The sequence below is a fragment of the Sphingomonas sp. SP5 genome, from assembly GCF_058313455.1.
Window position 1 is genome coordinate 102,325 of sequence record NZ_JBZFLF010000004.1, and the last position, 13,554, is coordinate 115,878.

The window sequence follows — 13,554 nt, forward strand, 5'->3', positions numbered from 1 at the left end:
CGATGAGCCGCCCCACCCTCGGTCCTGCCGCCCTGCGCGACGAACTCAACCAGGCGGCACTGCGGCTGTCGATGGATAGCGAGGGGGCGAAGATCGAGTTCATGCTGCCGACCATCGCCGACCTGGGCGGCGGGATCGGGCATAATTGGGACGTGCAGGCCTATTGTCCCGAGCCGCTCGACGGCATCGCGCGCAAGGCGGTGGAAGAGGTCGCGGCGGTGTGGGACCTCGACCCGCATGCCACCGACGGCGAGGCGGCGGACCAGCCCGAGGGATAGGCCGCCGGCCCCTCGCCGCGGGCAGAGCCCCTTGGCACCCTGCGCGCCAGCGCCTACTATTGGTCAGACATTTTCCCCGAGAGAGGTTGAGACATGATCGACGGCGCCCTGCTGATCGGCGGCGAAGCACGCCAGGCCGCGAACCGCTTCACCGCGGTGAACCCCGCCAGCGGCGAGACGCTGACCCCGGACTTCTCCTCGGCGGGCACCGATGCGGTGGCCGAGGCCTGCGCGCTCGCCGACGCCGCCTTCCCGATCTATGCGGCGACCGACCCGGCGACGCGCGCCGCCTTCCTGGAGGCGATTGCCGACAACATCGTGGCGATCGGCGACCCGCTGATCGAACGCGCGATGGCCGAGAGCGGCCTGCCGCGCGCGCGGCTGGAGGGCGAGCGCGGCCGCACCGTCGGCCAGCTCAAGCTGTTCGCCGGCGTCGTGCGGCAGGGCGACTTCCTCGATGCGACGATCGATCCGGCCCAGCCCGATCGCGCACCGCTGCCGCGCCCGGACCTCAGGCGCATCAACCTGGCCGTGGGGCCGGTGGCGGTGTTCGGCGCCTCCAACTTCCCGCTCGCCTTTTCGGTGGCGGGCGGCGACACCGCCTCGGCGCTCGCCGCCGGCTGTCCGGTGGTGGTGAAGGGCCATCCCGCGCATCCCGGCACCGGCGAACTCGTCGCCCGCGCCATCCAGGCGGCGGTGAAGGCCGCGGGCCTGCCCGAGGGCGTGTTCTCCTACCTGCCCGGCGAAACCAACGAATTGGGCGCTGCACTGGTGTCCGACCCGCGCATTCAGGCGGTGGGCTTCACTGGATCGCGCGGCGGCGGGCTGGCGCTGGTCCGCATCGCGTCGGAGCGGGCCGAGCCGATCCCCGTCTATGCCGAAATGTCGAGCATCAACCCCGTGGTCCTCTTCCCCGCCGCGCTCGCCGCGCGGGGCGAGACGCTGGGGCGCGAATTCGTCGCCTCGCTGACCATTGGTGCGGGCCAGTTCTGCACCAATCCCGGCTTGGTTCTGGCGATCGACGGCCCCGACCTCGATGCCTTCGTCACCGCCGCGGCGGCGGCGCTGACCGACAGCCAGCCGATCACGATGCTGACGCCGGGCATCCACGCGAGCTTCGAGCAGGGCGTCGATGCGCTTGCCAGCCACGATGCGGTGCACACCGTCGCGCGCGGCAAGGTGGGTGATGGCGTCAACCAGGCCGTAGGCGCGATCTTCCAGACCGATGCGCAGGCGTTCCTCGCCGACACGGCGTTGAGCCACGAGGTGTTCGGGTCGTCGTCGGTGGTGGTGCGCTGCCGCGACATGGCCGAGATCGCGGCGGTGATCGCCGGACTCGAAGGCCAATTGACCGCGACGCTGCAGATGGACGCCGCCGACGAAGCCGATGCGGCGAAGCTGGTGCCGGTGATCGCGCGCCGCGTCGGCCGCATCCTGGCCAACGGCTGGCCGACCGGTGTCGAGGTGGCGCCGGCGATGGTCCATGGCGGCCCCTTCCCCGCGACCAGCGACGGGCGCACGACATCGGTCGGTACGCTCGCCATTGCCCGCTTCCTGCGGCCGGTATGTTTCCAGAACCTCGGCGCAGCGCTGCTGCCGGCGGGGCTGGGTGACGACAATGCGTGGGGCATCGCGCGGCAGGTCGACGGCCGGCGCGAGGCGAGCCCGCGGTAACGGCAGGCTGCGGCATCACACTCCGGGAGGCGATCCCTCCCTGGTTCTCCCAGAGAAGGAAACCCCTGCGGGGTAACGACAATCCAATCCGTCATTGCGAGCGTGGCGAAGCAATCCAGAGTTGGACCAGGACGCCCTGGATTGCTTCGCTACGCTCGCAATGACGGCTGAATATGCCTTCTGTGATCCCGTTCTACCGGGCCACCGGGGTCACCGGCAGGCCGGCGACGCCGGGGTCGAAGGCGAAGAGGTTGCCCGCCTCCGGCTGTTCCGCCAGGGCCGCGGCGTCCAGGCCCTTGCGGGCGCTGGTCGCGTAGGCGGTGCGCAGGTCGGCGCCGCCGAACGCGATCTTGGTGATGTTGGATGCCGGCAGCGTGACGGTGCCGATCAGCTTGCCCGCGGGATCGTAGCGGCGCACGCCCCATCCGCCCCATAGCGCGATCCAGACGCAGCCTTCCGCGTCGACGACCGAGCCATCCGGATGACCGGCGCCGTCCTCGATCGTCACGAAGCGTTCCTCCGGCCCCAGCGTGCCGTCGTCGCGGATCGCCGCGCGCCACACCGTCTTGCCGAGGGTGTCGGTGTGATAGAGCGTCGCGCTCGGCCCGTGGATCGCCGGGCCGTTGGTGATGCACACCGGGGCAAGGCCGCTGTCCGCGACCGCGCCGCCCCCGAAGCGGAACAGCCGGCCGCTGGCCTCGCTCTCGGCATCGTCCATCGTCCCGAACCAGATGCGCCCGGCGCTGTCGGTCGCCGCATCGTTGAGCCGGTTGCCCTGCGGATGCCCCTCCGGCTGCGCGACGAAGGTGAAGCGGCCGTCGGCGGGATCGAAGCGGTGCAGGCCGGTCTTCAGCCCGGCGATCAGCCCGCCGTCGGCCGCGGGCAGCACCCAGCCGACCTGATCGGGCGCATCCCAGCGCTGCGCCGCGCCACCGGCGGGATCGAAACGGTGGACGTGGCGCTGCTTGATGTCGACGAACCACAGCGCGGCATCGCTGCCGATCCACACCGGCCCCTCGCCCAGCGTCGCCTGGACGGGCAGGACGGTTCGCACGTTGTGATCGGTCATGGCAGCGCTCCTCTCGAATTCGTCGCGCTACATCCCCCGTCCGGGCCGCGCCGTCTAGTCCGACAAATGGATCACACGTCGAACAGGTCGCGGTATCGGCGCGGCTGCGAGCGCAGGTACTGGTCCGGCGCCTTCACCCGCGCGCCGAGATGCGCCGCGGCGTGCCACGGCCAGCGCGGTTCGTAGAGGATGGTGCGGGCGAGCGCGATCATGTCGGCATCGCCCGTGCCGACGATCGCCTCGGCCTGCTCGTAATCGGTGATGAGACCGACCGCCACGACCGGCAGGCCGCAGCCCTGCTTCACCGCGCGGGCGAGCGGCACCTGATAGCTGGGGCCGACCGGGATCGACTGGCGCAGATCGAGGCCGCCGCTCGACACGTGGATCGCGGCGCAGCCCCGCGCCTCCAGCGCGCGGGCGAAGGCGACGGTCTGTTCGGCATCCCAGCCGCCCTCCACCCAGTCGCTGCCCGACACGCGCATCGTCACCGGGCGATCCGCCGGAAAGGCCGCCCGCACGGCGTCGAACACCTCGAGCGGGAAGCGCATGCGGTTGTCCAGGCTGCCGCCGTAATCGTCGTCGCGGCGGTTGGAGAGCGGCGACAGGAACTGGTGCAGCAGATAGCCGTGTGCGCCGTGGATCTGCACCGCATCGATGCCGAGCCGCGCCGCCCGCCGCGCCGATGCGGCGAAGGCGTCGCGCAGCGTCGCGAGGTCATCGATCGACAATTGGGTCGGCGCGTTCTCGCCTTCAGCGAACGGCAGCGGCGAGGGCGCGACCGTCTGCCAGCCATCGGCGTGATCCGGCGCGATCTGCTTGCCGCCGTGCCACGGCAGGTCGGTCGACGCCTTGCGGCCGGCATGGGCGAGCTGGATCGCGATGGGCATGTCGGAATGGCGGCGGATCGCCTCCACCACGCGCGCCATCGCCGCCTCGGTCGCCTCGTCCCACAGGCCGACGTCGGCATAGGTGATCCGCCCCTCCGGCACGACAGCGGTCGCCTCGATCGTCAGCAGCCCGGCACCCGACAGCGCTAGATGGCCGAGGTGGATCAGGTGCCAATCGGTCATGCAGCCGTTCTCGGCGGAATATTGGCACATCGGTGCGATGACGATGCGGTTGGGCAGCGTCAGTCCGCCGACGCTAACGGGTTGGAACAGCGCGGGGTTGCTCATGGCGGCCTCCTGGCAAGCGACTGGGAGGACGCGTTACGCGCGGGCGCCGTTTTGGTGCCGTGCCGGCAGGGTGACGCGTGCTTCCAGCCCGCCGCCCTGCCGCTCGGCGAGGGTCAGGCGGCCGCCGTGCAGCTCGACGAGTTCGCGGACGATGGCGAGGCCGAAGCCATGGCCCTCGCCGCGCTCGTCGAGCCGCACGCCGGGCCGGGTGGCGCGTTCGCGCTCTTCGGGGGCGATGCCGGCGCCGTCATCGGCGACGACCAGATCGAGCCAGCGCGCGTCCGCCGCCGGCGCCACCGATACGATGACCTGCGCTGTCGCGTGACGTGCGGCATTGTCGAGCAGGTTGCCGAGCAGTTCGTCGAAATCCTGCGCATCGAGTGCGGCGACGGGATCGCCCGCCACCGTCTGCCCGATGGCGACGCCGCTGTCGGCGTGCAGCCGGCCGATCGCGGCGACCAGATCGGCGACGGCGGGCACGACGCGGGTGCCGGCACGCACATCGACCGCCCCCGCCCGCGCGCGACCGAGATGGTGGCGAATCGTCGCATCGATCCGCGCGACCTGCCCCGCCGCCGCGGGATCGTCGCGCACCGCCAGCGCCAGCGTGGCCACCGGCGTTTTGAGCGCATGCGCGAGATTGGCGGCGGACTGGCGCGCGGTGGCCAGCGCCGCGATGCGATCGGCGGCGAGGGCGTTGAGTTCGATCGCCAGGCCGCGCAGCTCGGCGGGCTGATCCTCGTCCACCCGCTCCGCGCGACCGGCACGGATGGCGGCGACCGCATCGCGCATGCGGGCGAGCGGCCTGAGGCCGAGGTGCAATTGTATCCAGGTGGAGGCGATCAGCAGCACGCCGAGGATGGCGAGCGCCACCTGCAACGGCACCAGCGCCTCCCGCAGCGGCCGATCGATCACCGCGCGCGGTGCGGCGGCGGTCAACGTCACCGGGCCGCCGGCGGTGGCGAGCGTCACCCGCCGGGCGTGGGCGTCGCGGCCGTCGAGCGCCTCCGGCCCCTCGTCGTGCCGGTCGCGATCGGGATCGGGCTCGGGGTGGGGATGCGGACCTTCGTGCAGGTCGGGCAAGTCGCCCGAGCCGATCGTCCCGCCCGGCGCCTCGATCCGCCACCGCCAGCCGCGCCCCGCCTCCAGCGCCCCGCGCCGGTCGGCCAATGCGGTGCGATCGACGCGGCCGTCGCGATCCACCGTACTGGCGAGCAAGGCGATCTGCGCATCGAGCCGACGATCGATCCCCTCCGTCACCACGCGTTCCAGCACGCCGGCGATCGCCCAGCCGGCGATGGCGAGGGCGGCGAGGATCGCGACCAGCGCCAGCAGCAGCATGCGCCGCTGGATCGATCCCGTACGCCCGCTCATCCCGCCCCGCAGGTCAGGCGATAGCCGCGGCCGCGCACCGTCTCGATCATCTCCGCGCCGATCTTGCGGCGCAGCCGGCCGACGATCACCTCCAGGCTGTTCGAATCGACATCGGCATCGCCTTCGTAGACGCGTTCGAGCAGGTCGAGCCGCTCGATCACCGCCTCGCGGCGCAGCATCAGTGCGGACAGCACGCGGAATTCGAAGGCGGTGAGCTTCAGCGGCAGGCCGTCGAGCTCGAAATGGCCGATCTGCGTATCGAAGGCCAGTCGCCCGCAGGTCAGCACCGGCTGGGCGTGGCCGGCGGCACGGCGGACGAGGGCGCGCAGCCGCATCACCAGTTCCTCGACGCGGAACGGCTTCACCATGTAATCGTCGGCGCCCGCCTTGAAGCCTGCCACCTTGTCCGACCAGCCATCGCGCGCGGTGAGGATCAGCACGGGCAGCTGGCGCCCCGCCGCGCGCCATTCGCGCAGCACGGTGATGCCGTCCTTGCCGGCGAGGCCGAGGTCGAGCACCGCCGCGTCATAGGCCTCCGTTTCGCCGAGGTGGCCGGCATCGACGCCGTCGGCGACGAGGTCGACCGCGCAATGTTCGCCGCGCAGCGCGCGGGCGATGGCCGGTCCCAGTTCGTGATCGTCCTCGACAAGCAGGATGCGCATCGCCGTCGCCTAGCCCTTGCCCGTAAACCGAAACTGAACCGCGCGGTTCAGCGGGCATCGGGTGCCGGGGTGTAGATCGGCTTCATCGAACCACCAAATGGAGAAGACAGATGAAACGGATCCCCTTCGGACGGCGCCAGCAACTGGGCCTCGGCGCGGCGGTGCTGCTGGCGGTCGGCGCGGCGGGCGGTGCGGGCGCGGTGGCGCTGACCCGGCCGAGCATCGAGATGGCGCCGACGATCGCCACCCCGATCGCCAGGCTGCCGGCGAGCAGCGGCATCGTGACGGTGAAGGGCCGCGTCGCGGAAGTCTATGGCGACCGCTTCGTGGTGCAGGACGGCAGCGGCAAGGCGATGATCGACGCAGGGCGCGACGGCGCCGGCACGGTGACGCCGGGCAAGGCGGTGCTGGTGCAGGGCCGCTACGACGACGGGCAGCTGCGCGCGCACTTCCTGGTCGGCCCGTCGGGCCAGGTCGAGGCGGTCGGCCCGGCGCATGGGCCGCGCGGCCCCCACGGCCCGGCTGGACCAGGTGGCCCTGGTGGTCCGGGCGGACCGCGGGGTCATGGGCCGGACGGCCCTCCCCCGCCGCCGCCGCCCGGCGGCCCCGATGGCGCAGCGCCGCCGCCGCCGCCGGCCGGTGCCGGCCCGGACCGGGCACCGCCGCCGCCGCCCGCGGCAGGTGCTCCGGCGCCTGCCCCGACGGCGACGCCGGCCCGCTGAAGGCATGACGGGGACCGGCCGCACCAGCGGTCGGTCCCTTCGTTTAGCGGCTGAAGCGCAGCGTCACGCCGATCGTGCGCGGGTCGCTGGGCGTCGCCAGGATCAGGCCGGAATTGCCCGCCTGCACCGTCACGTTCTGGATGTAATCGGCGTCGAGCAGGTTGCGCGCGAACACCGCCACCTCCAGCCCGTCCTCGAAGCGGTAGCCGAGGTTCGCGTTGGTCAGGTTGTAGCCGCGGATATAGGTGGCGCGCGACAGGCTGGGATCGCCGTTGAAGCCGCTGCGCGAAGCGGTGTCGACGTGCAGGAACACCGGCCCGCGCCGGTAATCGAGCCCCCCGGTCACTGCGAAGCGCGGCAGCGAGGCGAGCCGGCGGCCGGAGAGGTCGCACGCCGCGGTCGTCGCGGTCTGCACCTCGAGCGGGCACGGACCCGCCGGATAGTCGCTGTAGCGCCCGTCGGCATAGGCGAGGCCGGCGCGCATGGTCAGCCCGCGCAGCGGGATCAGGCTGGCATCCGCCTCGATCCCCTTCACCGTCACCTGCGGGATATTGGACAGATAGCCGCGCAGCGCCACCGTCTGGCTCGAATCGACCAGCGTCGCCTGGAAATCGCGTACTTGCGTCCAATAGCCGTCGATGGTGAAGACGAGCCGGCGATCCCAGCCCTGCGCCTTCAGCCCGACCTCATAGGTCGTGTTGCGCTCCGGCCGGACGACGGCGGTGGCGAGCACCGGCCGGTTCTGGTTGTCGAGCGGCAGGCCCGACATATTGATGCCGCCCGATTTGAAGCCGCGCGCAAAGCTCGCATAGCCGAGCATGCCGTCGGTGATCTGCCACGCGATATTGCCGCGTCCCGACAGGCTGCCGTCGCTGTCGTGCGCGGTGTAGCTTTGCGGGCGCAGGATCGACAGCTTGGCAGCGACCAGCGCGGCGTTGGTCGTGGCGAGGCCGCCGGCGACGGTGGTGGCGTAGGACCCGTCCTTGTCCTCATGCGTGTAGCGCAGGCCGCCGGTCAGCGTCACGCGCGGCACGATCCGCCAGTTGACCTCGCCGAACGCGGCATAGCTCTGGGTGCGGAAGTCGGTGCGGCCGTCCTGCCCATAGCCGTCGAGCAGGCCCGCGGGCACCGGCGTCGCATTGGCTCCCGTGGTCGGCCCGATCAGCCAATAGGCGGCGGCGGGGCCGTAGATGCTGATCGGCCGCCCAGTGATCCGCTGGCGAAAGCCGTAGAGGCCGACGACATAGCTGAGCGCCCGGTCGCCGTCCGAGGCGAGGCGGAGTTCCTGGCTATATTGATCCTGCCGCGATGGGATGTGCTGCGACAGCTGGATGGGCAGGCCGATATAGTCGCGGTCGTTCTCCGCATCCCAGTTCCAGAAGCGCCAGGCGGTGACCGAGGTCAGCGTGCCGAACGGCAGCTTCACGTCGGTGATCGCGCTCACCCCGCCTTCGTTGGTGTCGGAGCCCAATGGCCCGTCGACATCGGTCACCCGGTCGTAGGGGTTCGTGCTCGGCACGCGATAGCCGATCCCCGCCGCCAGCGCCGCATATTGCCGCGCGACGGGCCGACGGCTCGCCGACACGCCGTAATAGACCTGGGTGCAGCAATAGGCCTGGAAATTGGTGATATCGGCGCTCAGCCGCATGCTGATCGTATCGTCGGGCTTGAACAAGAGCTGCCCGCGCACCGCCTGCGTGCCGAGCGTGTTGGCCTCCCGCCCGGTGCGGACGTTGTCGATCACCCCGTCGCGGCGGGTGGAGACGAGCGACAGGCGATAGGCGACGGCGTCGCTGATCGGCCCGGATACCCAGCCGCGCGCCTGCACGAAGTTGCGCTCGCCATAGGACAGCTCCGCGAAACCTTCCGGCGTGAAGCTCGGCGCGCGCGTGGTGATGCTGATCGCGCCTGCGGTGGTGTTCTTGCCGAACAGCGTGCCCTGCGGGCCGCGCAATTCCTCGACCCGCTCGACATCGGCGAAGTCGAACGCCGCCGTCGCCGGCCGCGCATGGTAGACCTGATCGACGTAGAAGCCGACGCCCGGCTCCAGCCCGTCGTTGGACTGGCTGACCGCGACGACGCTCGACCCCAGGCCGCGGATGGTGAAGGCGGTGTTGCGCGGATTGGCGGAGCTGTAGTTGAGGCTGGGAATCAGCGTCGTCAGCCCCTGCGTGTTCACCGTGTAGCTGCGGTCGAGCAAGGCCCCGTCGACCACCGACAGCGAAGTCGGGATCGACTGCGCGCTTTCGGGACGGAGGCGCGCGGTGACGATCACGTCGGGGACGGCATCGTCGTCCGTAGCCGCGGCTGGGGGCGACGTGTCGCGCTGCTGCTCCTGCGCCAGGGCCGGCGGGGCGGCGAGGAGGGCGAGCGCCATCGCGGTGGCCGTGTCGATACGCATGTGCAGGTCCCCTGTCAGGCCGTTCGGCCGATTCTCTATATCCTGTGATATACACAGGGGCAGATGCAGGGATAGCTGCGATCTACGGTGGCGAGGCGAAGGGTGCGGTTGCGGTTGCGGTTGCGGTCAGAATTGGTGGGCACGTCTCCGCCAAGGAGACACCGCTACGAAAGTCCACTCCGTCATGCAGGACGTGTTCCGGCATCCACCGTGCCGCGTGCTCGCCAGCCGTTGATTGCGCGGATCGGTGGACCCCGGAACAAGTCCGGGGTGACGGATCAGATGGGATTCGGCGAAGGATCTTTCACGCAGGCATGAGCCCGCCCGAGGCTGCGCCTCATCCCCAGTTCGACACCGGCGGCGGTTCGCGTTCGAAGAAAGCGGCGGTCAACCCGACCGAAATCGACGTGCCGCTCAGCCCGGATCGAGCGGCACGTCGCGCAGGGCGGCAGCGAGGCGGCGGTAGGCGGGGTGATCGGCGACGGTGGCGGTCACCGCCTCCAGTTCGCGATAATCGGCGAGCATCGCCGTGCCCGCCGCGGTCAGGCGCGCGCCGCGCTCGCGGCCGCCGCCACGCAGCGTCTCGACCAAAGGAGTCGCGAAGCAGCGGTTCATTTCGTCGACCAGCAGCCAGGCGCGACGATAGCTCATGCCGAGCGCCCGCCCCGCGGCGGAGATCGAACCATCGCGCCCGATCGCGTCGAGCAGGTCGGCCTTGCCCGGCCCGAGCGCGAAACTGTCGCCGCAGGCCAGCTGCAGCTTCAGCTTGAGCGCACCGACCTGCATGTCACTTGCCGATCAGCACGTCGCTCGCCTTGACGACGACGGTGACGCGGTCGCCCTCCGCCAGCGCGAGGTCGGCGATCGCCTCTTCGGTGATGCTGGAGGTGACGATGATGCCGTTGCCGATATCGACCTTGACCGTCCCGTTGACCGCACCGGGCGTGATGCCGACGACGGTACCGGGGATCTGGTTTCGTGCGCTGAGCTTCATGATGTTTCCCTCCGATGCGGGCGACGATAGGCGCTCGCGCCCCTGTCGCCAACATCGGACGGGCATCAGAATTTGTAGCGCGCGCCGATGAAGAACTGGCGGCCGGTCGAGCTGTAGACCTGCTGGTCGCGCAGCGCGGCACCGTCCCAATAGCTGGTCGGCTGGTTGGTGAGGTTGATCGCGTCCACCGTCAGCGTCAGGTGGTCGCCGATCTTGTACGAGGCCGAGGCATCGAGGTTCGTGGTCGAATAGGACCCCGTGGTGTCGGCCAGTCCCGACCGCAGCGGCACCTGGCGCAGATACTGGTCGCGATAGGCGAGGCTGGCGCGCACCGAGAAGCGCTTGTCCTCGTAATAGAGCGTCGCGTTGGCGGCGTTGGGCGACACGTTGACCAGCGGCGCGATCAGCGTCGGGCCGGCGGCGTTGGTGGTCAGGATGTAGCTGATGTTCGACTTGATGCGCGTGTAGTTGAGCAGCGTGCCGAGGTTCTTGAGGAACCCAGGCAGGAAGGTGAAGGGCTGCTGGTACTGCACCTCGAAGCCGTTGATCTTGCCGCCCTTGGTATTCGCATAGGAGGTGATCGAGGTCAGCGTATTGGGGTCCTGCGAGGCGGTGAGCAGGCTCAGCGGCAGGCCGGCGGCGGCATAGGTCGTCTGCGTCGACAATTGCTGGACGAAGCTGTCGACGTCCTTGTGGAAATAGGCGATCGACAGCACCGCGCCGGGCTGGAAATACCATTCCGCCGTCGCGTCGATGTTGGTCGCGCGATAGGGATTGAGGTAGGGATTGCCGACCGTCGCGGTGAACGGCGGGTTGGCGGTGCCGATCGACCCGCCCGGCGTCAGGAAGCCGAGCGAGGGACGCGACATCACGCGTGCGGTCGCCACGCGCAGTGTCACCCGGTCGGTGACGTCGAGCGCCATGTTGAGCGCCGGCAACCAGTCGTCGTAATCGCGCTTCACCTGCAACGCCGTGCCGATGCCGACGAAGCCGTTGGAGGTCTGGTTGGTTTTGGCATAGCGCACGCCGGCATCGCCGCGCAGCGTCATGTCGCCCAGCGGCACCTTGAAATCGAGCTGGATATAGGGGCTGATATCCTGTTCGATCACCGAACGGTTGTCGCCCTGCGAACCCGTGCCGATGCTGCCGATGCGGAAGTCGCCATATTGGTTGACGCAATAGCAGTCGACGCCGAACGCGCTCATGATCTTGTCGATATCGGGCACGATGAAGCTGTTCGACGCGCCGCTCGGCAGACCGATCGTGTCGATGGTGATCGGCTTCAGGCTGACGTCCGCGATCGTCAGCCCGGCCGACGCCAGCGACGGGATCGACGCGGTGGAGGCGATACGCTGCTGGCGGGCGGAGATGAAGTTGAAGCGCTTGGCGGCGATACCCGCCTTGATCGTATATTCGTCGTTGAGGTCGTATTTGAAGTCGACCTTCAGGTTGCGCAGGCGGTTGGTGACCTTGGCCGTGAATTCACGGATCTGGTCGTAGCCGTTCTGATATTGCCAGTTGTTGGGATTGGTCGCGTCGAAGCCGTAGAGCAGCGAGGGCCGGTTGCGATCCTGGCGCGCGTCGAAGACGAAGCCGTCGCTGTCGAAGCGGCTGAAGGTGACGAGGCGCGAATAGGGATTGTCGAACACCGAATCCGACTGGCCGTACAGCACCTCCAGCTTGCCGCGGTCGCCCAGCTGCTGCTCGATCTTGATATCCGCCTGGTAGAAGGTGGTGGTCGAGATATCGTGGCTGTTGGTGACCGAGAAATCGGTGTCGTCGAACACGCCGTAGACGAGATAGCCGTTCGCATCGACCTGCGCGTCGCGGATCTTCATGTTCGGCCGGCCCGACAGCTGCGCCGCGGTCAGCCCCGCCGCCGCCGCGCCGTTCGCGCGGTTGAGGCTGATCGGGTTGGTGGCGAGGTCGTTGCGATCCTGGCGGAAGCGCGAATAGGCGCCGTCGATGGTGATGATCGACGTATCGGTCAGCTTCGCCTGGAAGGTGCCGGTGAGGCCCAGACGCTCCTGCCGGTTGGTGAAGCGGCCATAGCCCGGCAGCTTGGCGACGAACACGCCTGGCTGGTTGACGGTGTTGTAGGCGGACGGCGTCGACCCCGGCACGGCGCCGGGCGCGGGGATGCAGAGCGTCGCGCGTGGCGCGGTGCCGACCAGCGGGTTGACCGGTGTCGTCTGCGATCCCGGCACCACCGGGCAGAAGCCATTGTTGACGTCGCTGAAGTCGGCGAGCGCGGTGTTGGAATAGGCGTCTTCCTGCACCGTGCGCTTGTTGTAGGCGGCCGACAGCAGCAGGCCGAAACGATCATCGTCCCACGTCTTGCTGATGAGGCCGACGAGGCGCGGCGCCGTGCTCTTGTTGATGTCGTAGTACGCGCCCTGCGCCGAGATCGCCGCCTGGAAGCCGGGATTGTCGAACGGCCGGCCGGTCTGGAGGTCGATGGTCGCGCCGAGCGAACCTTCGTCGACCTCGGCCGACTGGGTCTTGCGGACGACGATCGAGTTGAACAGTTCGGAGGCGAAGACGCTGAAGTCGAAGCTGCGGCCGCGGTTGACGCCGGCGCCGAGCGTCGAGCCGGTGGTGGCGGAAATCGCCTCCAGCCCGTTGAAGCGCGTGCGGCTGAAATCGCCGCCGAGGCCGCGGACGGTGACGGTGCGCCCCTCGCCGCCGTCGCGCTCGATCGAGATGCCGGGGATGCGCTGCAGCGAATCGGCGAGGTTCGCGTCGGGGAAGTCGGCGATGTCCTGCGCGTTGATCGCATCGACCACGCCCGCCGACTGCTTCTTGACGCTGAGCGCTGACTGAAGGCTGCGGCGGAAGCCGGTGACGACGATGTCCTCGCCCTGATCGCCGGTGGCGACCGGCGCCGCGGCGGCGGCATCCTGGGTCGTGGTCGTCTGACCGCCCGGCTGCGCCGCGGCCGGCGTGACGGGCGCGTCGACCGGGGCGGCCGGAGTCTGCGGCGCCGTCTGCGCCGTCGCGATGCCGGGCAATGTCGCAGCCGCCGCGAGCGCGAGCAGCGAGGTACGGATCAGCAGCGAGTGCGCGCGCGGGATTGGCATGGGGCCGGGCATCGACATCCTCCATCGTCCACATTGTGGGACTGGTTCTTGCGAATTGAAACTGTCCGCTTTGGCGGTCGGTGTCAAGAAGGCTGACGTTTTTTACTGGCAAATTATGGATCATC

Annotated in this window: 11 protein-coding genes; 3 read left to right on the forward strand and 8 right to left on the reverse strand. The window is 69.7% G+C overall.

Going from position 1 to position 13,554, the window contains the following annotated elements:
• The first annotated feature begins 2 nt into the window (after positions 1–2).
• Together AC4GY7_RS11345 and AC4GY7_RS11350 are read left to right on the forward strand one after the other, a co-directional pair.
• Positions 3–278 (forward strand): hypothetical protein, encoded by a 276-nt coding sequence (locus tag AC4GY7_RS11345; protein WP_491114001.1) that lies wholly within the window; start codon positions 3–5, stop codon positions 276–278.
• 93 nt (positions 279–371) lie between these two features.
• Positions 372–1,952, forward strand: coding sequence for an aldehyde dehydrogenase (NADP(+)) (locus AC4GY7_RS11350; RefSeq protein ID WP_491114004.1), 1,581 nt, complete (start codon positions 372–374; stop codon positions 1,950–1,952).
• A 193-nt stretch (positions 1,953–2,145) separates the two neighbouring features.
• Here AC4GY7_RS11350 and AC4GY7_RS11355 read toward each other — a convergent pair whose 3' ends face one another.
• The 4 genes from AC4GY7_RS11355 to AC4GY7_RS11370 all read right to left on the reverse strand — a co-directional run bounded on the left by AC4GY7_RS11355 (position 2,146) and on the right by AC4GY7_RS11370 (position 6,232).
• Positions 2,146–3,021, reverse strand: a complete 876-nt coding sequence (locus tag AC4GY7_RS11355; protein WP_491114007.1) for an SMP-30/gluconolactonase/LRE family protein — start codon at positions 3,019–3,021, stop codon at positions 2,146–2,148.
• A 71-nt stretch (positions 3,022–3,092) separates the two neighbouring features.
• The gene (locus AC4GY7_RS11360; RefSeq protein ID WP_491114010.1) at positions 3,093–4,196 is read right to left on the reverse strand and encodes an NADH:flavin oxidoreductase/NADH oxidase; all 1,104 of its coding nucleotides are present in this window, start codon (positions 4,194–4,196) and stop codon (positions 3,093–3,095) included.
• 33 nt (positions 4,197–4,229) lie between these two features.
• The gene (locus AC4GY7_RS11365; RefSeq protein WP_491114013.1) at positions 4,230–5,570 is read right to left on the reverse strand and encodes a sensor histidine kinase; all 1,341 of its coding nucleotides are present in this window, start codon (positions 5,568–5,570) and stop codon (positions 4,230–4,232) included.
• Entirely contained in the window at positions 5,567–6,232 is a 666-nt protein-coding gene (locus tag AC4GY7_RS11370; RefSeq protein ID WP_443583320.1) for a response regulator, read from the reverse strand. The genes AC4GY7_RS11365 and AC4GY7_RS11370 overlap by 4 nt, the downstream gene beginning before the upstream one ends.
• Before the next feature lie 110 nt (positions 6,233–6,342).
• On the opposite strand from AC4GY7_RS11370, the gene AC4GY7_RS11375 reads away from it, so the two are divergent.
• The gene (locus AC4GY7_RS11375) at positions 6,343–6,954 is read left to right on the forward strand and encodes a hypothetical protein (protein ID WP_491114016.1); all 612 of its coding nucleotides are present in this window, start codon (positions 6,343–6,345) and stop codon (positions 6,952–6,954) included.
• Positions 6,955–6,997: 43 nt separating this feature from the next.
• Here the strand turns inward: AC4GY7_RS11375 and AC4GY7_RS11380 are convergent, their stop codons facing one another.
• The 4 genes from AC4GY7_RS11380 to AC4GY7_RS11395 form a co-directional block, all read right to left on the reverse strand.
• Positions 6,998–9,355: a TonB-dependent receptor gene (locus AC4GY7_RS11380; RefSeq protein WP_491114019.1), complete on the reverse strand. Its 2,358-nt coding sequence runs from the start codon at positions 9,353–9,355 to the stop codon at positions 6,998–7,000.
• 414 nt (positions 9,356–9,769) lie between these two features.
• Positions 9,770–10,141: a winged helix-turn-helix domain-containing protein gene (locus AC4GY7_RS11385; protein ID WP_491114021.1), complete on the reverse strand. Its 372-nt coding sequence runs from the start codon at positions 10,139–10,141 to the stop codon at positions 9,770–9,772.
• A gap of 1 nt (position 10,142) precedes the next feature.
• Positions 10,143–10,349 (reverse strand): TOBE domain-containing protein, encoded by a 207-nt coding sequence (locus AC4GY7_RS11390; protein ID WP_491114024.1) that lies wholly within the window; start codon positions 10,347–10,349, stop codon positions 10,143–10,145.
• A 65-nt stretch (positions 10,350–10,414) separates the two neighbouring features.
• Positions 10,415–13,441 (reverse strand): TonB-dependent receptor, encoded by a 3,027-nt coding sequence (locus AC4GY7_RS11395; RefSeq protein ID WP_491114027.1) that lies wholly within the window; start codon positions 13,439–13,441, stop codon positions 10,415–10,417.
• Positions 13,442–13,554: the final 113 nt, after the last annotated feature.